Origin of the sequence: Clostridium taeniosporum, assembly GCF_001735765.2 — a bacterium.
GTDB classification, from domain to species: Bacteria; Bacillota; Clostridia; order Clostridiales; family Clostridiaceae; genus Clostridium; species Clostridium taeniosporum.
Genome location: NZ_CP017253.2, coordinates 1,445,529 through 1,471,861, shown reverse-complemented (window position 1 = coordinate 1,471,861; position 26,333 = coordinate 1,445,529). Strand labels below are relative to the sequence as shown.

Sequence of the window (26,333 nt, the reverse complement as noted above, 5' to 3'; positions counted from 1 at the left end):
CATATATCAAGAAATTGCTAAAACAGATTATTTTACTTAATTTAAAAATTCTTTTTCATAATTATTATGCTTCCATTATGAGTCTCTTTGCTTTCTTCTATTTCATCTATAATTTTATTTAAAACTATATCTATATTTTTTTATTTTCATTTAATATATTTTCAAAATCTACCCATCTTATTTCTTCATAAATTCCTTTACTCATAATCAAAAGTAAATCATTTTTTTCTAATTTAATACTATCAATTTTCATTTTTACATTATTTAAATTTTCTTGTCCAAGGTAATATAATACCTTTTTATTATTTAAAACCTGAAGTGCCTCAATCTTTTCAATTTTTCCTTCATAATACTTTTCTTTTGCAACTTCATTCATACAATGACCTTCACTTAATTTTATAAGTTCACCTTTTCTAAAAATAGCTAACATCAAGTTTCCTAAAGAGGTATAATATAAATTTTCTCCATTAATTATTGACATTAAAACGCTTGTGCCACCTTTATTTTTCTCTACTCTTTTAAGTATTTCATGATTAGTTTTATTAATAGCTTTTTTGAAAAAATAGTTAATTTTTTCATTATTATATTCTTTTAAAAATATATTGGATATTGTTTTTACAGCAGTAATACTAGAAATTCTTCCTGCTTCATTTTTTCCTAAACCATCAGCAATAACTGCTAAAATGGTATTATTTTTTTTCTTTATATTAAAGTAATCTTCCTGTATTTCTTCATTACCTATATATGAATATTTAACTAAACTTATATTTTCTTTTTTCATAATTTTAAACAATATATGTTTTATCACACACAATAAAAATAATAATATTATTAAAATGAATACCACTTTTTCTGAATCATATCTACTCATAAACAACATTTAAATTACCTCTGCTCTTTATCTTGCCATTCAAAATGCTCACCACAAAATGGTACAAATAAAAATTTACTTTTTCCAAGTTCTATAACATCATAATTTGCAAGCTCCATTGGCATATATACTGGTTCATTATTTAAATAAGCAATTCCTGAAGAATCTCCTGGAAGTAATACATAATTTTTCTTTTTAGGATCATATACTACAACAGCATGATTTCTAGCTGTTATGTAATTATCTCCAATTATTTGTATATCCATATCATCTGCTCTACCAATGAAATTTTTCCCACTTTTTATCTTATAATCTTTTCCTACTCTGCATCCTTCAATGCAAACAATCCATCCACACACTGGTTCTATTTCTTGATATAAAAGATTTGTTTCCACTTCTTCAACATCTGGTAAAAGTTCATTTTTATTTTCTTTTTTACTTGTATCTATGTTGCAATAAGGGCATATTGGACCATATCGTCTTTCACTAAACATATGACCATTTTGACATCTAATTAATGACATATAATCACTCCATTCATCTAAGTAATAATTTCACTTTTGAAATAAATATAATATCTCCTCTTTTTAAGCTACAAGGAGTATTTTTTACAATTCTATATTTTTTACCATCATCTATTTTTTGTATACATACTCCACTATCTAAAGATAAATCTTCTATATACCATGTTCCAGCAGCATAATTTAATACTGCATGATTATCTTCAACTAATGTTGAATAAATAGATTCATTTAAATCCAAAAATGCTTCATTATCTCCATTGTTTTTTCCAATAAGAAAAGAAATTTTATCTTGTATTGACCATTGCTTTATAATTTCATTATCTTCATTTACTAATTCAATTGTATTTATTATATTGCTTTCTTCTATATCATTTTGATTGTGTATTCTCTTATATAAATTTATAAAAACAAAAATTCCAAACACAATTAATAAACCTAAAAGTACTCCTTTAAGTTCATTTGATTTTATTGTCATATAAATCATTCCAAATATTAATGTTACAATTATGCCTATAAAAACATTTATTAATTGAATACTAAACATTAATTTATTATTTTGATTATTTTTCAAAATAACCACTCCATTACTTTTTTAATACTTTTTATGAACATTTATTTCTTTACATTAAAGAAACTATTGAAAATATTACTTGTATCAATAGGATTTTTACTATCTTTCTTTATTTTGCTAGCATCAACATCATTACTATTTGCTTTAAACCCAAAAAAGCTTTCAAAGCATTCATTTAAATCATTTAAAACATCATCTTTATTAAAATTTTTCTTGGATTTAGTTTGTGATTTTTGACTATTATTTTTATTTTCACTATTAGAATTTTGTTGATTTAATTTTTTGTCATATTCTTCTCGAGATAATTCATTGCTTAAAATTTCATATGCTTCATTTATTTGCTGAAACATTTCTATGGCATCTGCGTTATCTTTATTCTTATCTGGATGATACTTTTTAGCTAAATTTCTAAAAGCTTTTTTTATTTCATCTTTATTAGCATTTTCAGAAATTCCAAGTATCTTATAATAATTTTTCACTTTATCACTCACTTTTTCTTTGTTTTAAGATTGCTAAATCAAGTTCTTTTCTGTACATTTACTTATATATATATCAACTTTATACTAAAACATAGTTTTAAATTAAGTGTTTATTTTTACACTATCCTTTAATTTCTATAGACTAATGCACAAATATTTTAGTATACTATAATTAGTGATGCTGGAGGTATATCTAACTAAGATAATTATGTTTATTTAAAATAATATAATTATCGTTATTTTAAAAAAGTTGCATTTGAGGATTTAAATTATTAGTGTGTAAAATTTAAATCCTCTGCAACTATAATAAAACTAGATATATTGCTATTTTAGTAATTTAAGTCATTAATTAAGCACTATATCCGCCTTCAATTGTAACTTGAGTTAGCTTGTCTTTCTTTTGTCTAACTACAAGTGTAAATGTACCAATACCTTCAGTATCACCAAAGTTTTCTTTGTAATCTACAACGAAAGCATTAGGATAAGTAATTCTTCTTATAATTTGATCAGCTGAAATAACTTCTACTGTTATTTTTCTATAACAATCTGCTTTTTCTGCTGGCACTAAAGACCAAAGTCCCATTTGTCTTGTGCTATCAAATGGATCTCCATCTACAGCTGTTAATATCTTTCCAGATATAGTCATTGTGCTTCCTACGTCTTTTGAACGTGCATTAGCATCTTTTGGTGTATCTGTTGTAAACTTTACAGTTTCAACACTTTCAATACTTAAATCAATTGTTTCTGCGCCTTCAATTTTTACTCTAAATCCCATTTTTTAATTCCTCCTATTCTTCTCCAAATCCACCTTCAAATTTTACAAAAGCAGTTTTATCTTTCTTTTGTTTTACACATAATCTGAAAGTACCAATACCTTCGCAATCACCAAAGTCTTCTTCATAATCTACAACAAATGCATTAGGTAATGTCATTTGTCTTACAACTTGTGATGCTGAAATAACATCTACCTTTACGTTTCTGTAACAATCAGCTTTTTCTGCTGGTACAAGAGACCATTGTGCTAATTTCATAGTGCTATCAGCAGCTTCTCCCCCTACTGGAGTTAATATTTTTCCTGTAATTGTTAATGTTGTACCTTGGTCTGTAGAACGGGCGTTTGAATCATCAGGTGTATCAGTTTTAAATTCTACTGTTTCAACACTTTCAATGTTTAAGTCAATAGTTTCTGCACCTTCAACTTTTACTCTAAATCCCATTTTGTCATCTCCCTTTTTATAATTTTTTTATAATTAAAACAGATATTTAATTAATATCTATTAGAATTAGCTAGCTTCACTTCTAGTAATTTCAACTTCAAGATTTTTGATATTTCCATTAAATACAAGATCAATATTACATGTTCCACTCTTATTATTTATAACAAAGTTTATATCATCTCCATCTTGTATTATTGCATTAATAAATTCTTTATTTGACATCCATTTGCTCTTAACACTATTAGGATTATTACTAAAGAATTTAACTATATTATCTTCTTTAAAATCATTAGTATAGAACCTTAACATTCTTTCTATATAAGTTGTAACTAATGTCTTATACATTGATTCAAAATCATTTTCATTTGCTTGAAGGCTTCTTGCCTTATAAACTGTAATTTGCTTTATATCTTTACCTTGGAATTTAGCATTTTCTGATGAGAATACAAATCCAAAGTTCTTTCTATTTATTAAATTTTTGATTTCATTAGTAAATCCTGATATTTCTTTTGCTAAAGTTGAAGTAACTCTTAATGAATTATCTCCAGATTCAATATCAAATCTTACACCTGGATAATCAAAAAATACATTACCATAATATTCTCTTAAGTATTCTGGACATTGATATGCTGCAACTATTCCTGCTGCAATATATGAACTTCCAATATATACTCCTTCAATCCATAACTTAAATAAATCTTCTTTTGCTTTTGATAATTCTGCATTTCCTTCATCTGTCATAAGCATTTTACTATCAAGTATTACACCTGATTTTTCCTTTGGAATGATTGTAAAATTAGGAACACATGGAATGGCAAATTCACTGTATGTTTGTCTCATTAAAGGAGCACATTTATCCATAAATTTATCTATTCCTGCTGTTGCTACATGATTAAATGTAGTATCCTCTCTTGCTTCAAAACTAAAGAAGATTTGAATTCTATATTTTTGTACTGTATTAAGAAGTAAAGATAGATCTTCCATAGTATTACATTCTGTTTTTTCAACTTTCTTGTTTCCTTTAAATCTTTCTCTCTTAGCTCCACCTTTATTTTTACCTTCTAATTGAATTGACGGAACTATTCCAAACCAAATTGTATTATCAAAATCATTTTTATCATTTACAGTACTTAAATATGCTTCAAGTCTTGGTAAATTAGCTGAATTTACCAACATATCAAGTTTGTTATTTGTAACAAGTAATGTTGGTTTCATACCTTTATTTTTTGTTTTATATTGATCAAAGAACATCTTTACACCAACAATTTTTTCTATCAACGGTTTAACAGTCTTTATAAAATCATCTTTAGAATTTTTGTAGAACTCAAGGTATGTATTATAATTTTCTACTTCACGTTCCACATCTATTTGACTTTCCATTGTAGATGCAAGTGGACAGAAAGTTCTAACAACTAAGCTTTTAACATAATCAGATTTTGTTTCATTTACTTCATCATAATCATCCTCAAAAGCTTCAATTAAACCTAAATTTGCATTATCATCTATTGCTACTAATGCTTTTTCTTCACTTTTAGGAGCTTCAAGAACTTTAAGTTCACCATCTTCTCCCATACTTAACACACCTATTTGTAATGCTTCTCCACCATTTTGATTATCATCTTGTCCTAAAAGCAATCTTGTTTTTATATCTTCAATGGCTAATGGAAGCATAGCCATTATATTATTATAATTTTCACCAGCATTTTCAAATAAATTATTTAACTTATCTCCTAAGTCTAATTTGCTTGGATCTTCATCATCTAATTCATCATACTTGCTATATAAATATTGTATCTCTTTTCTTGATTGTCTTATATCATCCATTACTTTCTTAGGAGAAATCATATCTAATAAATTTTCAAATTTAAAATCTACATTAGCTATTCCTTGAGCACTTTTTGTATCTATTAAAGTAAATAACATTTTTAGAAAATCATTTGATTGATTTATTGGTATTTCTGTTACTAAGTTATCTGGAAGATTTTCAGGTTTTTTTAATGTATACATAACCTTTTGGTTTGTTGCATTATAAAATGAATATACAACAGGTGAGAATTTATCCAAAAATTCATCAAAACTACTTACTAAAAAATTTTCATTAATTTCTTTTATTTGGTCATCATTTAAGCTACTTAATCCCTTAGTATCTCCAATTACAGAAATCAAATCTAATTTTTCCGGGTTTATTTCCTCAAATAATATCGTTCTATTGGTTTGTTGAATAACATCCATAATCTATTTCCTCCAAAAATCATTTTATGCTACTTTTGATAATTAACTTAAATTACTTTTCCTTTTTCGGTTCTTTTTTCCATCACTTTAATTCAAATTCCATTTTTACATTTAATTTCTAGTATTTTTTTGTAATTTTTTTGACATTTTTCTATATAATTTGGAATTTAAATTCATATTTTTAACAATTTAATAATTGTTAACGTTAAATTTAATGTATATAAAAAAAATTAGGTTTTTTTGTATTTTTTACTAAGTTTGTTTATTTTTTATTTATAAATATAAAAAAAAGGTAATAAAAAAACAAATTTAAAATTGTTTTTTACTACCTTTTCAAAGGATTTTTTATGCAAATTTTATAATAAAAAAACAAATCATAATATTAAACACAAAAAAATTAAAGTTAAATTTATTATACCCTCAGATTTATGAAACTCCATTTAACTATTATTTTGAAGCCTTAAACATTCCAGTCTTTGTTGTTATTTCTATATTCTTGTTTTCTTTAATATATTCATCTAAATATCTTGTAAATTCTTCTCTTTTTTTCCCTACAAGTATTGAATTTCCTTGAATTGTTGATGCTTTATATGATACAACCGGCTCTGCCTTGTCTACTATTATTTTTCCTTCTAACATTTCTACTTTAATACTATTAAAATATTTTTTTAATATTTCTTCCCCATTTTCTAAATCAAATCTTGTTGAAAGACCATTATTATTTATATCTAAATTAGAATCAAATCTCTCAGCTAATTCATTTAATTCAATCATAGAATTACATGAGTTAGTTGTTACATAAAAAATACCATTAGGTTTTAAAACTCTTTTTATTTCACTTAATGCTTTATCTATATCTGCAACAAAATAAAGCATATGTCCTGCAATAACTACATCAAAAATTTCATCATCATAAGGGATATTTTCTGCATTTATCTTTTTATATTGAAATTTAAAATCTATATTCTTTAGATTATTTTTAGCAGACTTTAACATATTAGGAGAAAAGTCTGATAAAATAATTTCAGAATTTTTATCTATAAATCCCTTGTTTTTGACCCATAACTTTCCTACTCCACATCCTAGTTCTAATATTTTTGAACCCTTAAACAAATTCATTTTTTCAAAACACCATTTATCCCAATCAACTTTATTTGTGTTGTAACTATGAAGATTAGTTCTTAAATTTAAATTCTTGTCACTTTTATATTGTTCCTTTATACTCTTTTGCATATTTGTTATTTTTATTATATTTACTAAATTATTAACATCTAAAAATCCATTTTGTTTTGCAGTATTTTCAGCATTATTAAATATTTCTATTACAGAATCTATATGTTTCTTTTTTTCTTCTAAAGCTCTTTTTTGGATTTTAACCATGCTTTCTAAATTTTCTCCACTTTCATTTAATATATGTGATATATCACTTAATGATAATCCAATAAACTTTAGAGTGGTTATTTGCTGAAGCCTTAAAAAATCATCCTCACAATAAATTCTATAGCCTACTTCTGTTTTTTCAGATGGTTTAAGAAGTCCTATTTTATCATAATGTAAAAGTGTTTTTACTGTAACTCCAGATCTTTTAGCAAACTCCCCAATTTTCAAAATTAATCCCTCCAATTATTAATGAAATTATATAAACATATTTTTTAAAATGTTTATATATGCATAAGTAAAGTGGACTAACTATAAAAAGTAGCATATAATAGTTTTCACTAAATATGCTACTTTTTATTGCTTATATTTTATTTATTTGAATGTACATTACAATATAAATTCAATATTATTATAGTAATTCTTTAATAACTTTTACAACTTCTCTTGCTACATATTCGGCATCTTCTAAAGATAATTTTGTATATACAGGAAGAGAAATTTCATTTTCATATTGTGCATAAGCATTTGGATAATCTTTTATGTCATATCCAAGATTTTTATAAAGTGTTAACATTGGAAGTGGCTTATAGTGAACATTTGTTGCTATTCCTTTTTCAGCCAGTCTACTTATCACTTCATTTCTCTTAGCTTCATTAAAGCCTTTAACTCTATAAAGATATAAATGATAAGAAGTTTCTGTACCATTATCATCTTTAGTAAAAGGTATTATTGAAAAATCTTCTTTTGATAATATATCACTATATACTTTAAATATAGCTCTTCTCTTTTCTAATAAATCCTCATATCTCTCAAGTTGAACCAATCCTATTGCAGCACTTATATCTGTCATATTACATTTTAATCCATCATTAATTATATCATATTCCCATGCACCAGCTTTAAGTTTTGTTAATGCATCCTTTGATTGTCCATGCATAGCTGTGAATCTCATATATTTTTGTAAATCTTCATGATTACCAAAGTTGTTATCATTAAAAGTAACTGCTCCCCCTTCTGCAGTAGTTAAATTCTTAACTGCATGAAATGAGAATGAATGGAAATCACATTGAGATCCTACAGGCTCACCTTTATATTTAGCACCAAAAGAATGTGCTGAATCACAAAGTATTATTATATCTTCTCTATTTTTTCTTTTAAAATCTTCTTAAGTCCATCATAATCAAAAGGCACTCCAGCAATATCAACTGGCATAATAACTTTTGTTTTATCAGTTATCTTTTCTGCTACTTTATCTATATCCATTTCAAATGTATCTTTTTTCACATCAACATATACTGGTTTAATTCCTCTATGTATAGACACACTTGAAGTTGCTGTATAAGTATAAGGAGTAGTTATAACTTCATCTCCCTCTTTTATATCAAAAACCTTAAGTACTAGTTCCATAGCTGATGTTGCACTATTTACTGCTAAAGCCTTGTTAACTTTACAATACTCTTGTATTCCTTCTTCAAATTTAGCAAGTTGTGGTCCTGATGTTATCCATCCTGATCTTAATACATCACAAACTGCTTCAATTTCCTTTTCTGTTATATCTGGTGGTGAAAAAGGTATATTTTTTACTTTAGTCATTTAAATTCATTCCTCTCTTAATATTAAAAATTCTTTAATTCTATATCTTTTAGTATATAAACAAATTATAAATTAAACTCTGCTTTCTTTAATTAATAATACTATTTTTTATCCTATTGTTTCCAAACAAATTTTTCTCTAATAAATTAACATCCTATACTAAGTATTTCCTATTTCAATATTTATTATAAACTCCTACCTAAGGTAGGAGTCAATAGTAATATTTTATATTTCGCTCCTTGAACTTAATCATGGATTGTACATGAGTCGAGTTTCCTTTCAAATTCAGTCTACGAACTTTATACTAAAATATCAGCACTAGCTCAAAATAAAATATAACATTAATTATTCATTGATATATAAAGACATTTGTGTAATAAAAATTCTATTTCCTTTTTTATTCTTATTAGCTCTTCTACACTAAAATCTTCTAATTTCTTTTCATCCTCTTTAAATTCTTCATCTAATGCATCAAACAAAGACATTATTTCTTCTTTATTTGTTTCTTTTAAAGAATCTAAATATCTTCTTATAGAAACTTCCACATCTTCTGCCCAGCTATCTATAGCTTTTAATGATATTTCATTTATTTTCTTTTGCCATGTTAATGAATCATATAAATAAAATACTGATTCAGTAAAAACAGTTAAGTATTTCGTAATTGCTTTTATTGATGACGCTTTAATAGCTTTTAATAAATACTTTAAATTTTCATGTGTATGCTTATATGACTTAGTATCTATTATATTACCTAATTTATTTAAATTTACATCTTCTGGATTACTTATGCTATCTTTATCTTCTTTTGAAGTTGCTTTTCTAAACATTTCTCCAGTAGCTTGTTGTATTTCATCACCTATATGTTGCTTTAATACACCTTCCACAACTTCTGTGTAAGATGGTATACTTACTTTTATCTTTTCTTCTAATTTCACTATCGCTTCTTTTAATATTTCTTCAATATTCTTGTCTAAAAGTATTATTTCACTTTCAATACTCTGCATTAAATTTTCTGTTTCTTCATTTATTAAATTTGGAACATAATAATTTTGCATTAATGTATAAGTTTCTTCTTTTTTAGTCCATTTACTCTCATCTTGAATATATTCAGTGATTTTATTTTTTACATCTATAGCAGATTTATCTATAAGTTTAATTGAATTTACTTTTATTTTAGTAAATCCTCTGTCTATAATTGTTAATATTTCATGCTTCCTATCTAAAAATTCACCTAAAATATTTAATCTTTCTTCTATACCTTCTTTTTTAGATTCTATATTTGCAATCTTAGAGTTGATCTTTATATTGCACTCATTCAATATATAATCTTGATAATTTTTAAAACTATTTGCAAGTTCTTCTTTTTTATCATCATCATTAACTCTCTCATGTACATATTCCCAAAGCATAGTTGTATCTGGATTTTTCTCTTTATTGCTCTCTATAAAAAATGTCTTTGCTTCTTTATTAGTACATTGATTAACACTTTTTTTAATTTCTAATATTCTCTTATTATCTTCTGTTATATCTTTTGGACACATATTTATAGCCAAAATAACTTCTACATCATCACTTATAATTTCTCCAACATATTTTAAAAATTGAAAATCATCATCTCCAATTCCAACTTTATAAGATACTACATACACAATAAAATCACTTTGTGGAATAAAACTCTTTAATGATTCTTCATGATATTCAACAAGTGAACCATAACCAGGTGTATCAAAAATTCTCATTCCATTATACTTAGAATTATTTGACTTTCCAACATATTTAAGCTTATGTAAATCCTTATTATATTTTACTAATAAATTATCAAACTCTTCTTTGCCTATAACCTTTGTACTAGAATCTTTATTTACTGCTATTAACTTTTCTTCTTTTTCATCAGATATAATAACTTCAGTAACAACCCCAGTTGTAGGTTTAACACTTTCTAATAAAATTTTATCTTTAAATAATCCATTTATTAATGTACTTTTTCCTGAACTTGTTTCTCCAAGCATAACAACATAATGTGAAGGATTCATTATTTTATCTTTAACTAAAAAATTCTTTTCAGCAATATCATCATTTCCTAAAGTCTTAACAATTGAATCAATACTCTTTTGTCTATTTATACACTTATCAAAATTATCCATATATTCATCCCCTTGCTTTAATAATTTTACTATTATTTTAAAATATATGTATATATATTCAATATGAAATAAGTATTATTTCTTTTATTACTTGTGTCAAATTTATATTGAGAGCAAGCCCAAAAGGAACCTTAGTTATTTTAGTATTCCTAAGTTCAATTACTCCGTCCAATTTAATTATGAATATATACATATCTCTTTAAAATACAGTACCTTGCTTTAAATTAACCCTACATCTTCTTTCACTTTATTTAGTAGATTCAAATCATCTTCAAATTCTAATATATTATTTTCATTATAAGTATAATCATATTGTTTTTCTATATTTTGAATATCTTCTTTAAAACTATTTTCTAAATTCTTTCTTAATTCTTTTATTGAATCGTCCATATCTTGTTGCTTTGCTCTTAAATCGTCAAGTATTTCTTCCTTTAAATAATTTTCTAAATCTTCGATCATTGGCTCTAAATCTCTTAATGTGTAATTTGCTCTGGTTTCAACTATTTCTTTACGTACAAAATCACCTATCAATGAAAATGCCATTCCAATTCCCATTCCAACAAGTATTCCAAGAGGTCCCCCTAATGTTCCAACAGTTCCAAGTGTACCAATCAAACCACCAGATACTCCTAATACTGATGGTAAAGATTTTTCAAACTTAAATTCACTTTCCTTATTAAAAAATGATATGTTCTCATATTGTCCATAAAAACCTTTTATTTTTATTCCATTTAATTCTTTATTAAGATTTTTAATAAGTGCACTAGTTTTATCTAATACTTCATCCATAATATCATTTATAGCTTTATCTGATAATTCCTTATATATTGAACTTAATCTTTCTCCATCTACTATTCCTTTGCTTACTATTGATTTTAAATTAGTTCTTAAAGATATTATTTTTTCTTTTATAATACTTGAAGCATAATTGATAATATTCTCCATTTCTTCATAGGCGTAACCTCTAATTCTTCTAAAGTTCTTTTTATTATCTAAAAGTATAGATTTTATCTCTCTAATTTTCTCTTCTTTATTTAAATCATTTTGTTTTTTCTCATTTAAACATAATGCCTTATATTCTTTTATTTTCTCATTAATATTTTCTAAAGCTCCCACAATTTTAGAATTAAGAGCATTTTCTAAATCTAAATTATATTCCTTAGATGCATTTTTTATACTTTCTATAACCCTTATTATTCCGGATTCTTCATAAAGGCTGTGATTTTTAGTAAATTTGCCTTTTACAGCTTCATATACATTTACTATATTTATGTTAATTTCTTTACTTTCATTATGTTCTTCACATATTCCATTTAACACATATTCATTATGTTCTTTTGCTTCAAATGCATCTTCTTCACTTTCATCATTCCATTTATTTTGAACAAAAATTGTATTTGATAATTTAGGCCATAATGCATTTATAAAATTTCTTTCAGTCCTTGTAATTGGAGGGTTTGTCCTTAACATAAATATTCCCGAAACTAACCTATTTACATAATCCAATGTAGTTCTTTGATTTTCAGGTGTTAAGCTACCAACACCTGGAAGATCAACAAGTGCAACATTATTTTTTAGTACTTCATTTTTATTGTATAAAACTATTTTAGATACTTTTAATTCATTTGCCATATTATAATCATTATGAACATATTTTTCTAAATCGCATAGCTCAATCTCTTTACAATCTTTATCCACAAAATATACTATAGCTTTCTTTGTATCTTTTCCATATCTCACTTCTACTGGTACACATGTAGTTTCATCAACATCTGTTGGCAAAATATTTTCTTCCATTAAAATAGCATTAAGAAAACTACTTTTTCCTGCACCTTGAATACCTAGTACTGGTATTATTATTTCTTTTTTATCTAAGTTATCAATAAAATGATTAAAATACTCTATGTAATTTACACTATTATCTTTATTTAGATATTTATCTAATAAAAAATCAAATCTAGAATCATTTATTAAATCTACGTATTTCATCTAAATATTATCTCCTCTTTCCAAAAATTCTTGCAAAGAACGATTTATTTCCCCATTCAACTTCTTCTTGTATATTATTCATCTTCTTATTTAATTTAGTTTCCATATCATTTATCATATTCATTATTTCGTATTTTTCCAACATCTTTTCATGAACTGAATCTAATTTTTCCATAGCTTCACAACTATTATTTATATTAACCTTAATAGCCTCTTCTAATGAACTTACTTTCTCTTTAGCTTCATCAACATTAATTTCTTGTATTTTATTTATTATCTCTTCTTTATTAATTTCCGAACTCTTAACCACCTTAACACCTAAAATAGCTAATTTATCTTCTAGAGATTCTATATTCACATCCTCTATCTTATTTCCTAAACTATCTAATCCTTCTAATACCTTAGTTTCTAATTCTTTATCTGAATCTTCAATACGATCTTTTAACTTTTCTAAAGTTACTGCTATTCTATTTAATCCACTATTTAAAAGTTTACTATGTTCTTCTGAAATAACTTCTACACACTTTGAAATCTTTAACATATGCTCATTTATTTCTTCTATTTTTTCTTCTATATCCTCGTTACCTTCTCCAACCTCATCTTTTAATATATTTATTTTCTTTTCAATAGGTTTTAAAATTTCTTCTAGTTCATCATTTATATTTTTAGATATCTTTGATAGAGATTCTATCATATCTTGCTGTAATTCATCCATCATATTTTTTGTAACTTCATCACATTGTACTAATAAAGACTTTTTATCCATTTTTCTACTCCTTAGTATTAATAATATTACTTTAAAAAATAACTCAATATCTCTTCTAATGTTTGTTTTTCTTCATTACCACGAGATAATATATTTTCAAATAATTTAGTTTTTATATCTTTATACTCACTTAATAAAAATCCATTATTTTCTTGTCCCTCTATTAATGCTATATTATAAATAGGATTTTTAGAATTAACTAGTATATAGCCTATTTTAGAATTACTTATTATACTTAAAATTTTTTTCTTAAGTGAATTAGTAGCTATAAGTATTTCTTTTATATTATTAGCATTTATAAATTCTCTGCTAGAATCTATTACTAAATTTATCATCATATCATGTTTTAAAACAACATTTTTGAGATTAAAATTTTCTATTATTTGCTTTTCAGAACTTCCTATTTGAATTCCATTAAAAAGTAAATAAATATTATATTCTTTTGTATTATTAATATTTAACTCTTGATTTACATTAAATTTGTTACGAGATAATTCATACACTATTGTAATATTTTTAAAAGTATATATTCCTTGCTTTTCTATGATTTCTAATTCATCTTTACTAAGATATAAATCATACATTCTAAAAATAAAGTTAGTAGCTGCATCTAAATCCCAAGTCCAAAATATTTTATGAACTTCTTTCTTAGATTTGAATGAAACTTTTTCTTCTATATAATTATTAATCATTGAATAATTTTTCTTAAATATCTCATTACTTAATTTATAAAGATTATAAGAAACAGTGGTTACTTCTATTTCATCTAGCTTTATAAAAGTGTTCTCTTTTTTCTTTTCTGCATCTGATGTTACTGCTATTTCTTCTATATGTTTGCACTTATTTTTTAATTTATTTCTCATAATATTTAAATCTCTTATAACAGTATCTATATCATACAGCTCTATATTTTGTTCTTTCTTCTTTTTAAATTCTTCTTCTATTTTGCTTATTTCACTGTAGAAAAAACTTAAAGAATTACTATATTGCTCACTCCAATCATAAAGTATGCTCATATATTTCCTACTACTTTCGTTGCATACTTTTTTGACAATCAGTATAGTACCTTCTTTATCAACTACTTTCTCATCATATTCTTGTTTTTCATATCCCCAATCAGCTTCAAATATATCTGATAATATCCTTTTTCCTTTATTAAAGAACCCCTCTTTTTTAATAAGCTTTACTTTTTCTTCATACTTATGTTTAACACATATATCTTCGTTTTCCATACTAGGTAATGAATATGAAAATCTAATATCAATGTTTAGTTTCTCATATATTTCTTTTTTCTTTTCTTCACATTCTCTTACAATGCTTAAAATCTGATTTTCTATTTTTTTACTTTTATTATTAATATTTTCTACTATATCTAAATAACTGCTTATTTCTTTAGAATCAGATTCATTTATTTCTTCTATTGTATTAACCGTTATTTTATCTATTAAATTAATCTTAGATGTTATTTTATCCCTAGATACTCTAAAATCGTAATTAAGATCGTCAATATCATTAAGAATTTCCTTTATATAACTTGTATCTTCCAAATCACTTCCATCTATAATTTCTTTATCAGTATCAATTATATTATCAATTCTTTCAATAATACTGATCTGCCTTTGAAAATTTAATTTTGGAATAATATTTTCAATACAGTTATATACAGAATTTATAAATTCTTCAATATTAGATTCTTTATACAAATTGTTATTATCTTTTATTCTTCCATTTAAAGCATTAAGAGAAGATATTTGAATAACATCAAATTTTCTATTATTTGTAGCTTTTTCTAGTAATGCTTGTGCTCTTTTTTTATGCTTATCTAAAATTACATCTCTACTTTCTTCAACAATACCATATTTTCCTATCTTTTCTTCCACAGAATCTATCATGTTTTGAACTAATACTATTTGCTTTCTCTTATCATTTACTATTTTAATTTTTTCTAAATTAATTGCATCACTATTAGCTTTTACCGTAGTTAAAAATACACAAATATCTATTGTTGGTAATAGAATTTCTAAAGTTAACTTTTCATGCATTTCTAAATTATAAGCCTCTAATCCTGGACTATCTATTAACTGAATACTATCATCAAATAAAAAGTTAGGTGATTTTATATCAATCTGAGATACATTAAACTTATTATTAGGATTTTTATTTTCATCTGCATATTTAGATATAACTTGTATATTTAAATTAGTGTCTTCATAAACTTCTGGAGATTTGTCTTTAAAATATATAGTAGCTTGTCTCTTTTCTCCTTTTGACACGGTTATTATTATACTTGAGCTTGGCAAAATAGCTACTGGTAATAACTTTTCTCCTAGTAATGAATTTACTAATGTTGATTTTCCACTACTTGTTATTCCCATAATAGCAATTCTTATTATATTACTTTTTATTTGCTTTTTACGCTGCTGTAACCATTCAATATCATTATTATATCTATTTTTTCTATATTCATTTTGTTCTAATACATTTTTTATATCTTCAATTGTTTGTAATATATAGTTATTTTTATTCATAATTTTCTCCATCTTTTATGCTAATTCATGTTATGTATTCATAAATAATCATTTACTGTTATATTACCACAATTAAGTACATTTATCTAATTTCTATTTATAAAAAAATCGAGGTTTCACTCTTTTTAATTAAGAGTGAATAATTGTGCCATATATAATTATTAAAAAATTTTTATATTTTATAATGTATTTTAAAAAATCATAGAAAAATAAGCTACATTTTAGATAAATTCAGATAATATAAATATACTTTATAATACTTTGTTTTCTAAAATATAGCTTATAAAACTTTTCTAAATCCTGAAAATCATAGAAACCTTATTATTTAATATTAATACTCATCTTAAATTCTAATAAATTATATTTCAACTATTACTGGGAGTATCATAGGTTTTCTTTTCATTGTAGTATATACAAAACTGTCTACTTCTCTTCTTATTCTATTTTTAATTTCTGCCCATTGTGTTATATTATCTTCCAAACACTTTTCTACAACTTTTGCCACAATATTTCTCACCTCATTAATTAAGTCTTCAGAGTTTCTAACGTATACAAAACCTCTTGATACTATATCCGGACCTGATAATATTACTTTATTTGCTCTATCTATTGCTACTACTACTGTTATAATTCCATCTTCAGCTAAATTTTTTCTGTCTCTTAATACCATGTTTCCTACATCACCAATTCCCAGACCATCTATAAGTACTCTTCCAGAAGGTGCCTTTCCAATAACTTTTCCTTTTGTTTTAGATAATTCAAATATATCACCTGTATCTAATATAAATATATTATTTTCCTCAACACCCATGCTTTCAGCAATTTTAGCATGAGTAATTAAATGTTTATACTCACCATGTACTGGAATAAAAAATTTAGGTTTTAACAAACTTTGAATTATTCTAAGTTCTTGTTCACATGCATGACCTGAAACATGTATCTCTTCTATAGTTTTATATACCACGTTAGCACCCTTTGCAGTTAAATCATTTATTAAATTTGATACTGCTTTTTCATTACCTGGTATTGGTGATGCTGAGATTATAACCATATCTCCTTTTTGTATCTCTATATATTTATGAGTTGAGGCTGCTATTCTTGAAAGTGCTGCCATTGATTCTCCTTGGCTACCAGTTGTGACTATTGTAATTTTATCATTAGGATAATTCTTTATCTCATCTAAACTTATTATCATGTCCTTTGGTATAGATAAATATCCTAAGTCCATTGCAATCTCTGATATTTTTTCCATACTTCTACCACTAAAAGCTATTTTTCTTTTATTTTTTATTGAACAATCACTAATTTGTTGTAATCTGTGAACATTTGATGCAAAAGTTGATACTATTACTCTTCCAGTCGCTTTACTAAAAAGATTTTCTAGTGTTTCTCCAACTGTTTTTTCAGACATTGTGTATCCTTTATGCAATGCATTAGTACTGTCTGCCATTAATAATAATACTCCTTTTTTTCCAAGCTCTGCATACCTTTGAAGGTTTATTATATGACCATCTATAGGAGTAAAATCAACTTTAAAATCTCCGCTGTGTACAATAACTCCCATGGGTGTATGCAATGCTATTGAACAAGAATCTGGAATACTATGATTTGTTCTAATAAACTCAATATTAAAATTCTTTAATTTTACACTTTCCCCTATTTCAACCAAATTAATTTTACAATCATTTAACATATGATGTTCTTCTAATTTACTTTCAACTAATGCTAAAGTTAATTTTGGTGCATATACAGGCATGTTAATTTGTTGAAGTATATAAGGTATTCCTCCTATATGATCTTCATGACCATGTGTTATAAATAATCCTTTTACTTTATCTTTATTTCTGATTAGATATGTAACATCAGGAACTATAATATCAATTCCATAAAGATCTTCACCAGGAAATGCTAAACCACAATCTATAACAATTATTTCATCATTAAATTCAAAAGCTGTTATATTTTTTCCTATTTCACCAAGTCCACCTAATGGAATTATTTTTAGTTTACTTTTATTTTTTAATTTAGCCATTCTAGGCTTATAATTTTTCGATTTTCTATCAATTTTATTTTCAATTATATTTTCCATTTTTTCACCCCTCATTGCTTTCTTCATAGCGTACTTTACAATATCTACTTTTAAAATTATTTAATTTTATTTTTTATAATGTACTTTACACTATCTACTTTTTACTACTTATTTTAAGTATGTACATATACAATTAAATATATAACTTTAATTGTATATTATTAATTTATAACTAAATATATCTATTTTATTTTTAATAATAGGCTTTAGAACTAAACTTAATAGTAAATTTTATATTATTCCTTCTAATAACTTTGATTTTTCTGCATCAAAATAAACAAATCTTATTAAATAAAAAATTTATATAAATTTAAATATCATATTTATATTATAATACACAAAATTTAATTAATCATATTAATTTGTAAATAAAATTAAATAGCTGTCCTAAACAAATAAATTTAATATTATTTAAGAACAGCTATTTTTATTGAGAAATTTCACTTTTAAATTTTAACTAATATTTACTTCAACTTAAATTTTATCAGACTTTCAAAATTTAAATTTCCTTCACTTTCCTATAAAACAGCAAAAAACTCTGTCTTAAATCAGTGTTAATAAAACATTGATAAAACAGAGTTTCTTTAATATTTTATTTATTCATACCTTCATAATCTTTTAAAAATCTTTCAATTCCTGCATCTGTAAGAGGATGATTAATCATTTGCATAATAACCTTATATGGTATTGTTGCAATATCAGATCCAGCTTTTGCACATTCTAATACATGAATTGGATTTCTAACACTTGCAGATATTATTTCAGTTTCTATTCCATGAACTGCAAATATTTCAGATATATCTTCTATTAGTGCAATTCCTTTATCTCCAATATCATCTAATCTTCCTAAGAAAGGACTTACATAACTTGCACCAGCTCTTGCTGCAAGCAATGCTTGTACTGCTGAAAAGATTAATGTTACATTAGTTTTTATTCCTTCTTTATGAAGAATATTTACTGCCTTTAATCCTTCTGCACACATTGGAATTTTTATTACCATGTTCTTATGAATTTGGGCTATTTCACGTGCTTCTTTAACCATTCCTTCATGATCCATTGAAATAACTTCTCCACTTACTGGTCCATCAACTATGCTTGTGATTTCTTTTATTACTTCTTTAAAATCTCTTCCTTCTTTTGCTATAAGAGATGGATTTGTAGTTACTCCACAAATAACACCTAATTCATTAGCTTTTTTTATTTCTTCAATATTAGCTGTGTCAACAAAAATTTTCATCTATTATTCCTCCCACTCTATTTATTAATTTATTCATTCTATATTTAATTCAAATCCCCTTAATTTAAAAAGTTAATGACCATCCTAAAACATAACGTTTTCATATTTCCAAAGAAATAGTCTAAGTTTTAGAAAAAGAACATCTTAATCTAAAACTTAGAAATTTATTTTTTATAAAGAAGCTATTGTATCAAGAGCAACTTCCATCATTGCTTTAAATGTTGTTTGTCTTTCTTCTGCACTTGTTACTTCACCTGTTATAAAGTGATCACTTACTGTTAATAAAGTTAATGCTTTAACTTTATGTTTAGCAGCAATTGTATATAATCCTGCTGTTTCCATTTCAACTCCTAGACAACCAAAATCAGCCCATTTTTTCCAATCTTCATTATCATCTCCATAGAATATATCTGAACTATATACACTACCTACTTTAGGTTCAAAACCTTTTTCTACTGCTATGTCATAAGCTGGTTTTAATAAATCAAAGCTTGCAGTTGGTGCATATGTTCTTCCTTGGAATCTTACTAAATTAAGATTTGAATCTGTTGAAGTAGACATAGCAATTATAAGATCTCTAATCTTAACGCTTTCATGATAACCACCACAAGTCCCAACTCTTATAAGGTTTTTAACTCCATAACTTTCTATTAATTCAGTAGCATAAATAGACATTGACGGAATACCCATTCCTGTTCCTTGTACTGATATTCTTTTTCCTTTATAAGTTCCTGTAAATCCATACATTCCTCTAACTTCATTGTAGCAAACTACATCTTCTAAAAAATTTTCAGCTATAAATTTAGCTCTTAAAGGATCTCCTGGTAATAATACGCTTTCTGCTATAGCACCTTCTGGTGCATTAATATGAATACTCATTATATTTCCCTCCGATTATCATAATTTAATTAATAGTTATATTTAAAATTTTATTATAATCAAACTCTATTTTAATATTGATTTAACTTGATCAATTATTGCTTCACTAGTTAAATTATATTTCTTCATAAGTTCGTTTGGTGTGCCTGATTCTCCAAATGTATCCTTAATTCCTACCATTTTAATTAAAGTAGGACATTCACTACATACAACTTGAGAAACCATTGCTCCAAGTCCACCTATAATAGAATGTTCTTCTGCTGTAACTATTCCTTTAGTTTCTTTAGCTGCTTTTAATATTATTTCTCTATCTATTGGTTTTATGGTTGAAATATTTATAACTCTTGCTTTAATTCCTTTAGCTTCTAATTCTTTTGATGCTTCTATAGCTTTTTGAACCATCATTCCTGTAGCTATTATACTTACATCATTTCCTTCTCTAATTTGAATACCTTTTCCTATTTCAAATTTATAAGTATCATCAAATATATCTTCTGTATTACATCTTCCAAATCTTAAGTAAACAGGACCATCAAATTCAGCAGCAGCTTTTGTTGCAGCCATTGCTTCTTTATGATCAGCTGGAACTATTACTGTCATGTTTGGAAGTGAAGTCATAAGTGCTATATCTTCAACAGATTGATGTGAACCACCATCTTCTCCAACTGTAATACCTGCATGTGTTGCAGCTATTTTTACATTAACTTTTGGATAACAAATAGAATTTCTTATGATTTCAAAAGCTCTTCCACTTGCAAAAACAGCAAATGTACTTGCAAAAGGTATATTTCCTACATTAGCAAAACCTGCTGCCATTCCCATTAAGTTTTGTTCTGCTATACCAGCGTTAAAAAATCTATCTTTGAATTCTTCTTTAAATCCATTAGTCTTTGTTGACTTTGAAAGATCAGCATCTAATACTACTACCTTTTCATTTTCACGTCCAAGCTCAACTAATGCCATTCCATATGATTCTCTTGTTGCCTTACCCATTTTAAAATTCCTCCTATCTTTCAATCTCACTTATTGCTTGATTTCTTTGTTCTTCATTAGGTGCTTGACCATGCCAACCTGCTTGATCTTCCATAAAACTAACACCTTTACCTTTTACAGTTTTAGCTATAATAACACTTGGTTTATCATTGCACTTTTCCACTTGTGAAAATGCTTCATTTATTTTATCAAAATCATTACCATCTTCACAAATAACAACATTCCAACCAAAGCTTTCAAATTTCTTATCTAGTGGAGAAATTCCCATTACGTCTTCATTTTTACCATCTATTTGAAGTCCATTATTATCAACGATAGCAACTAAATTATTTAATTTATAATGTGCTGCTGCCATTGATGCTTCCCAAACTAATCCTTCTTGTAATTCTCCGTCACCTAAAACAACATATACCTTAGCATTATTCTTTTGAGTCTTAAGACCTAAAGCCATTCCTACTGAATTTGATATTCCTTGACCAAGTGAACCAGTTGAAACGTCTACTCCTGGTACATGTTTAGAATCTGGATGTCCTTGAAGAAGAGCTCCTGTTTTTCTTAAATTATATAATTCCTCTTTTTGGAAAAATCCTTTTTCTGCTAATACAGAATAAAGTGCTGGAGCTGCATGCCCTTTACTTAATACGAATCTATCTCTGTTAGAATCCTTAGGGTTTTTAACATCAACATTCATTTTTTCATTGTATAAATATGTTATTATTTCTGAGCAAGATAAAGAACCACCTGGATGTCCTGATTTTGCTGCATAAATCATTTCTATTATGTCTTTTTTTACTTCTTTTAGTGTAGAAACTAAATTTTCTTTATTCATACCTTTCACCAACCAATCCTTTAATTTACATGTCTAATTAACTTTATGTTTTATAAATTGATATTTTAATAGTATTGTGATTCCATAACTTAATTATAAAATATTTACTCATATTAAAATATCAATTTAAATTAAAACATTGTATTACTAAATTTAAATTATAATTAAACTAATTTTTCTAATACTGATTTACCAATTGTATTTTCTGGCATCTTTAATTCAAAATTATCAGCTATAGTTGCTCCAATTGTAGCAAATGTATCTACTGTATCCATTAAGCCGCTTTCTTTCATAGATGGTGAATAAGCTATAAATGGAACAAATTCACGTGTATGATCAGTACCAGTATAAGTTGGATCATTTCCATGATCAGCTGTAATTATTAATAAATCATCTTCTCTTAATTTTTCTAATAATTTTCCTAAATTAACATCAAATTTTTCTATTTCTTCTCCATAACCTACTGGATTTCTTCTGTGTCCCCATAAAGCATCAAAATCAACTAAGTTAACAAAGCATAATCCTTTGAAGTCTTTCCCCATTATATCAATTGTTTGTTCCATTCCATGAACAGAACTTTTTGATTTATTTGATTCTGTAATTCCTTCTCCATCAAATATATCACTTATTTTTCCAACTGATATTACATCATATCCATTATCTTTTAATGTATTGAGAATTGTAGTTCCATATGGTTTTAATGCATAATCGTGTCTATTACTTGTGCGTTTAAATTCACCTTTTTTAGCTCCCACATAAGGTCTAGCTATTACCCTTCCAACTTTCCATTCATCTTTAAGAGTAATTTCTCTTGCAATCTCACAACAACGATAAAGTTCATCTAAACCAAAAGTTTCTTCATGACCACAAATTTGTAAAACAGAATCAGCAGAAGTATACACTATCATGTCTCCTGTTTTCATTTGGTGCTCTCCAAGTTCATCTAATATTTCAGTACCACTTGCACTCTTATTTCCTACTATTTCATGTCCTGTTCTTTTTGTTAATTCATCTAATAATTCTTGTGGAAATCCTGTATCTGTGAATGTTTGGAATGGCTTTGTAATGTGTAATCCCATCATTTCCCAATGACCTGTCATAGTATCTTTACCAACACTTGCTTCTTTCATTTTCATATAATGAGCTAAAGGTTTCTCACATGGTTTTACATGTTTTATAGGATGTAAATTGGCTATTCCTAACTTTTGCAAATTAGGTATGTTAAATTTTTCTACTGATTCAGCAATATGCCCTAGAGTATCTACTCCATTATCTCCATATTCAGCTGAATCTTGCATAGCACCTATTCCAAGTGAATCTATTACAATTGTAAAAATCCTGTTATACTTTTTCATAACTTTAATCCTTTCCAAATTAGACTATATTAATACTAATTTTGTTAACTTTTATATAATATAATTTATAATAATTTTTTATATAATAACCTTAAAGTTATAAAGAATATTCTTTATAACTTTAAGAAAATTTAAATCTTATTAATTTTGTAAAATGTGTGATTATTAAATTAAAGTAAGTAATCCAATTATCATTGCACTTAAAACACTTACTGCGAATCCACCAATCATAGCCTTAAATGCTAATCTAGCAAGTGTACTTCTTTTTTCTGGACATAAAGCTGCTATACCTGAAATACAAACTCCCATACTTGAGATATTAGCAAATCCACAAAGTGATATAGTAAGTACTAAACCTGTTCTATAACTTAATGATCCAAACATAGTTCCCAATTGTTGGAATGCAACAAATTCATTTAATACTAATTTACTTCCTAATAATTGACCTGCTGTAAATATATCTCCTCCATTTAATCCCATAAAGAATCCAAATGGTGCAAATATATAAGAGAATATTTGTTGTAAACTTATTCCAAACTTCCCAAGTATCCCATTAACTAATGCTACTAAAGCTATAATTGCAAGTAATGAGGTACCAATTGCAACGGCTGTTTGGAAACCACTCATTGCACCTTCTGAAATAGCTGAAATAAGATTTTCATTATCTCCTTTATTGTCCATGGTTACATTTTCAATCAATTCTACTTCTTCCTTTTCAGGTAATAGTATTTTTGAAATAACAATACTTCCCATTGGAACTAAAGCACTAGCTATTAGTAAATATTCCATAGGAATACCTAACGCTGTATAACCGCCTATTATTGTAGCTGACATACTTCCCATTCCTGAAACTAATACAACTATTATTTCACTATCTGTCATTTTATTTAAATATTTGCTAACTAAAATTGGACTTTCTGTTTGACCCAAAAACATATTAGCAACTGCTACGAAACTTTCAACTTGTGTGGTACCTAATATTTTACCTATTATTTTACCTATTATTTTAACTACAAATCCTAATATTCCTAAATAATATAGAGCTGCTACTAATGCTGATATAAAAACAATATTTCCCAATACTTGAATAGCAAATACAAATCCTGTTGGTGCTCCTGCATCACCTAGTGAACCAAATAAAAAGCCAATTCCATCTTTACCATAATTAAGTACTTGAGTTACACCATCTGAAATCTTTAATATTATCATTCTTCCTAGTGGAAATTTTACTAATAAGAATGCAATTACAAATTGTATACCAAGTGCTTTTAATATAGTTTTGTGTGGAATACTTTTTCTATCTGAAGATAAAACATACATTATTCCTAATAATAAAACTATCCCTATTAAATTTATAACTATGTTCATACTATTTCTCCTATCTTTTGTTGTATATTAACTTATCTTCATAAAACCTCATACCTTTTGAACATGATTAAATACACGAATCAAAAAATCCCATAAATACATTTTAATAATTATTTTATTTAAACTATGTTAAAGTTTTCTCTCTATATATTAAAACAAAAATTATTTTTAATTATTTATTATTTTCTTTATCTAACTTTATTAAGTTCCTAATACCTTCTATTGCAACTTTTATTGCTGCATCTGTATCATGAACTTGAGTATCATCTAATCCTGCTTTTGCACGTTCCTGGTTAGCAACAGCTAAAAATACTGAACCAACACGTACTCTTAAATAACTTGAAACTACAAATAAAGCAGCTGATTCCATTTCAGATGCAAGACATCCACATCTTAGCCATGCATTCCATTTATCCATTAATTCATAACTTACTGGTTTTGTTTCTGGTGAATGTTGACCATAAAATGAATCTTTACATTGTACAACACCTACATGATATTTTTCATTTAAAGTTTTAGATGCTTGTACTAATGAATTTACTACATCAATATTTGCAACTGCTGGAAATTCAATTGGTGCATATTCTTTACTAGTTCCTTCCATTCTAATGGCACCTGTAGCTATGACCATATCTCCACCTTTAACATCGATATCCATTCCACCACATGTACCTACTCTAATAAAAGTGTCTGCTCCACATTGAACTAATTCTTCTAAAGCTATAGCTGCTGATGGTCCCCCAATTCCTGTTGAGGTAACACTTACTTTAACACCATCTAAATATCCTGTATAAGTAATATATTCTCTTTTATCTGCAACTAATTCTGCATTATCAAAATATGCAGCAATCTTAGCACATCTTTTAGGGTCTCCCGGAAGTATTACATACTTTCCTACTTCTCCCTTTGCAATGTCTATATGATATTGTTTCCCTGATCCTTGTGAATATTTCACTTTAATCCCTCCATATTTAATTACATAATTTTTTATTTTTTAATGTTTATTAGTATTCCCAACTTACTTTTTTATATGCTTGTATACGTTTAGAATACGATTACATGCTTGTTATAAAACACTTTTTTGTACATTTACCCTACTTGTCTAATCTGTTGTACCCTTGTCTATGCCTAAATAATATCATGTCTATTATTTGTATGTCAAGCTTTTTTATAAGACTATAGTAAATATGTTAAAATATTGATATTTTAACTACATTCTTGTTAATACTTAATTTTTTATATATAATTTTAATCATAATCGTAATAATTAACATGATATTCAAATTAAA

General features: G+C 26.1%; 20 protein-coding genes and 1 pseudogene. All 21 read right to left on the bottom strand.

The annotated features are described in order from the left end of the window. Positions 1 to 130 precede the first annotated feature (130 nt). The 21 genes and pseudogenes from BGI42_RS06880 to udp all read right to left on the bottom strand — a co-directional run bounded on the left by BGI42_RS06880 (position 131) and on the right by udp (position 25,999). The gene (locus BGI42_RS06880) at positions 131 to 781 is read right to left on the bottom strand and encodes a PP2C family protein-serine/threonine phosphatase (RefSeq protein ID WP_242984753.1); all 651 of its coding nucleotides are present in this window, start codon (positions 779 to 781) and stop codon (positions 131 to 133) included. 104 nt (positions 782 to 885) lie between these two features. Beyond that, positions 886 to 1,395 (bottom strand): FHA domain-containing protein, encoded by a 510-nt coding sequence (locus BGI42_RS06875; protein WP_069679623.1) that lies wholly within the window; start codon positions 1,393 to 1,395, stop codon positions 886 to 888. Positions 1,396 to 1,408: 13 nt separating this feature from the next. After that, positions 1,409 to 1,966 carry an FHA domain-containing protein gene (locus tag BGI42_RS06870; RefSeq protein WP_084023852.1) on the bottom strand — a complete coding sequence of 186 codons (558 nt, stop codon included), beginning with the start codon at positions 1,964 to 1,966 and terminating at the stop codon, positions 1,409 to 1,411. Between the two features lie 41 nt (positions 1,967 to 2,007). Beyond that, a complete protein-coding gene (locus BGI42_RS06865) occupies positions 2,008 to 2,445 on the bottom strand; it encodes a J domain-containing protein (protein WP_069679622.1) in 438 nt (145 codons plus the stop codon). A gap of 349 nt (positions 2,446 to 2,794) precedes the next feature. Further along, positions 2,795 to 3,220 (bottom strand): membrane-associated protease 1, encoded by a 426-nt coding sequence (locus BGI42_RS06860; protein ID WP_069679621.1) that lies wholly within the window; start codon positions 3,218 to 3,220, stop codon positions 2,795 to 2,797. A 13-nt stretch (positions 3,221 to 3,233) separates the two neighbouring features. Beyond that, positions 3,234 to 3,662 (bottom strand): membrane-associated protease 1, encoded by a 429-nt coding sequence (locus tag BGI42_RS06855; protein ID WP_069679620.1) that lies wholly within the window; start codon positions 3,660 to 3,662, stop codon positions 3,234 to 3,236. A gap of 66 nt (positions 3,663 to 3,728) precedes the next feature. Then, positions 3,729 to 5,894 (bottom strand): transcriptional regulator, encoded by a 2,166-nt coding sequence (locus BGI42_RS06850; RefSeq protein ID WP_069679619.1) that lies wholly within the window; start codon positions 5,892 to 5,894, stop codon positions 3,729 to 3,731. A 447-nt stretch (positions 5,895 to 6,341) separates the two neighbouring features. Beyond that, on the bottom strand, positions 6,342 to 7,502 hold the full coding sequence (locus tag BGI42_RS06845) for a MerR family transcriptional regulator (protein ID WP_069679618.1): 1,161 nt from the start codon (positions 7,500 to 7,502) through the stop codon (positions 6,342 to 6,344). Positions 7,503 to 7,683: 181 nt separating this feature from the next. Further along, positions 7,684 to 8,867, bottom strand: a pseudogene (locus tag BGI42_RS06840) (DegT/DnrJ/EryC1/StrS family aminotransferase). Positions 8,868 to 9,208: 341 nt separating this feature from the next. Continuing rightward, the gene (locus BGI42_RS06835) at positions 9,209 to 11,011 is read right to left on the bottom strand and encodes a dynamin family protein (protein WP_069679617.1); all 1,803 of its coding nucleotides are present in this window, start codon (positions 11,009 to 11,011) and stop codon (positions 9,209 to 9,211) included. Positions 11,012 to 11,230: 219 nt separating this feature from the next. Beyond that, the gene (locus tag BGI42_RS06830) at positions 11,231 to 13,000 is read right to left on the bottom strand and encodes a dynamin family protein (protein WP_069679616.1); all 1,770 of its coding nucleotides are present in this window, start codon (positions 12,998 to 13,000) and stop codon (positions 11,231 to 11,233) included. 7 nt (positions 13,001 to 13,007) lie between these two features. Then, the gene (locus tag BGI42_RS06825) at positions 13,008 to 13,766 is read right to left on the bottom strand and encodes a viral A-type inclusion protein (protein WP_069679615.1); all 759 of its coding nucleotides are present in this window, start codon (positions 13,764 to 13,766) and stop codon (positions 13,008 to 13,010) included. A 26-nt stretch (positions 13,767 to 13,792) separates the two neighbouring features. Further along, positions 13,793 to 16,294 carry a dynamin family protein gene (locus BGI42_RS06820; RefSeq protein WP_069679614.1) on the bottom strand — a complete coding sequence of 834 codons (2,502 nt, stop codon included), beginning with the start codon at positions 16,292 to 16,294 and terminating at the stop codon, positions 13,793 to 13,795. Positions 16,295 to 16,652: 358 nt separating this feature from the next. Continuing rightward, positions 16,653 to 18,326 carry a ribonuclease J gene (locus BGI42_RS06815; protein ID WP_207656934.1) on the bottom strand — a complete coding sequence of 558 codons (1,674 nt, stop codon included), beginning with the start codon at positions 18,324 to 18,326 and terminating at the stop codon, positions 16,653 to 16,655. 649 nt (positions 18,327 to 18,975) lie between these two features. Next, positions 18,976 to 19,620 (bottom strand): fructose-6-phosphate aldolase, encoded by a 645-nt coding sequence (gene fsa, locus BGI42_RS06810; protein WP_069679612.1) that lies wholly within the window; start codon positions 19,618 to 19,620, stop codon positions 18,976 to 18,978. 171 nt (positions 19,621 to 19,791) lie between these two features. After that, positions 19,792 to 20,499 carry a purine-nucleoside phosphorylase gene (gene deoD, locus BGI42_RS06805; RefSeq protein ID WP_069679611.1) on the bottom strand — a complete coding sequence of 236 codons (708 nt, stop codon included), beginning with the start codon at positions 20,497 to 20,499 and terminating at the stop codon, positions 19,792 to 19,794. A gap of 66 nt (positions 20,500 to 20,565) precedes the next feature. Next, positions 20,566 to 21,492: a transketolase family protein gene (locus tag BGI42_RS06800; protein ID WP_069679610.1), complete on the bottom strand. Its 927-nt coding sequence runs from the start codon at positions 21,490 to 21,492 to the stop codon at positions 20,566 to 20,568. A gap of 13 nt (positions 21,493 to 21,505) precedes the next feature. After that, the gene (locus BGI42_RS06795; RefSeq protein WP_069679609.1) at positions 21,506 to 22,321 is read right to left on the bottom strand and encodes a transketolase; all 816 of its coding nucleotides are present in this window, start codon (positions 22,319 to 22,321) and stop codon (positions 21,506 to 21,508) included. Between the two features lie 164 nt (positions 22,322 to 22,485). Next, positions 22,486 to 23,676 carry a phosphopentomutase gene (deoB, locus tag BGI42_RS06790; RefSeq protein ID WP_069679608.1) on the bottom strand — a complete coding sequence of 397 codons (1,191 nt, stop codon included), beginning with the start codon at positions 23,674 to 23,676 and terminating at the stop codon, positions 22,486 to 22,488. A gap of 165 nt (positions 23,677 to 23,841) precedes the next feature. After that, entirely contained in the window at positions 23,842 to 25,044 is a 1,203-nt protein-coding gene (locus tag BGI42_RS06785) for a NupC/NupG family nucleoside CNT transporter (RefSeq protein ID WP_069679607.1), read from the bottom strand. 172 nt (positions 25,045 to 25,216) lie between these two features. Further along, a complete protein-coding gene (gene udp / locus BGI42_RS06780) occupies positions 25,217 to 25,999 on the bottom strand; it encodes a uridine phosphorylase (RefSeq protein ID WP_069679606.1) in 783 nt (260 codons plus the stop codon). Positions 26,000 to 26,333: the final 334 nt, after the last annotated feature.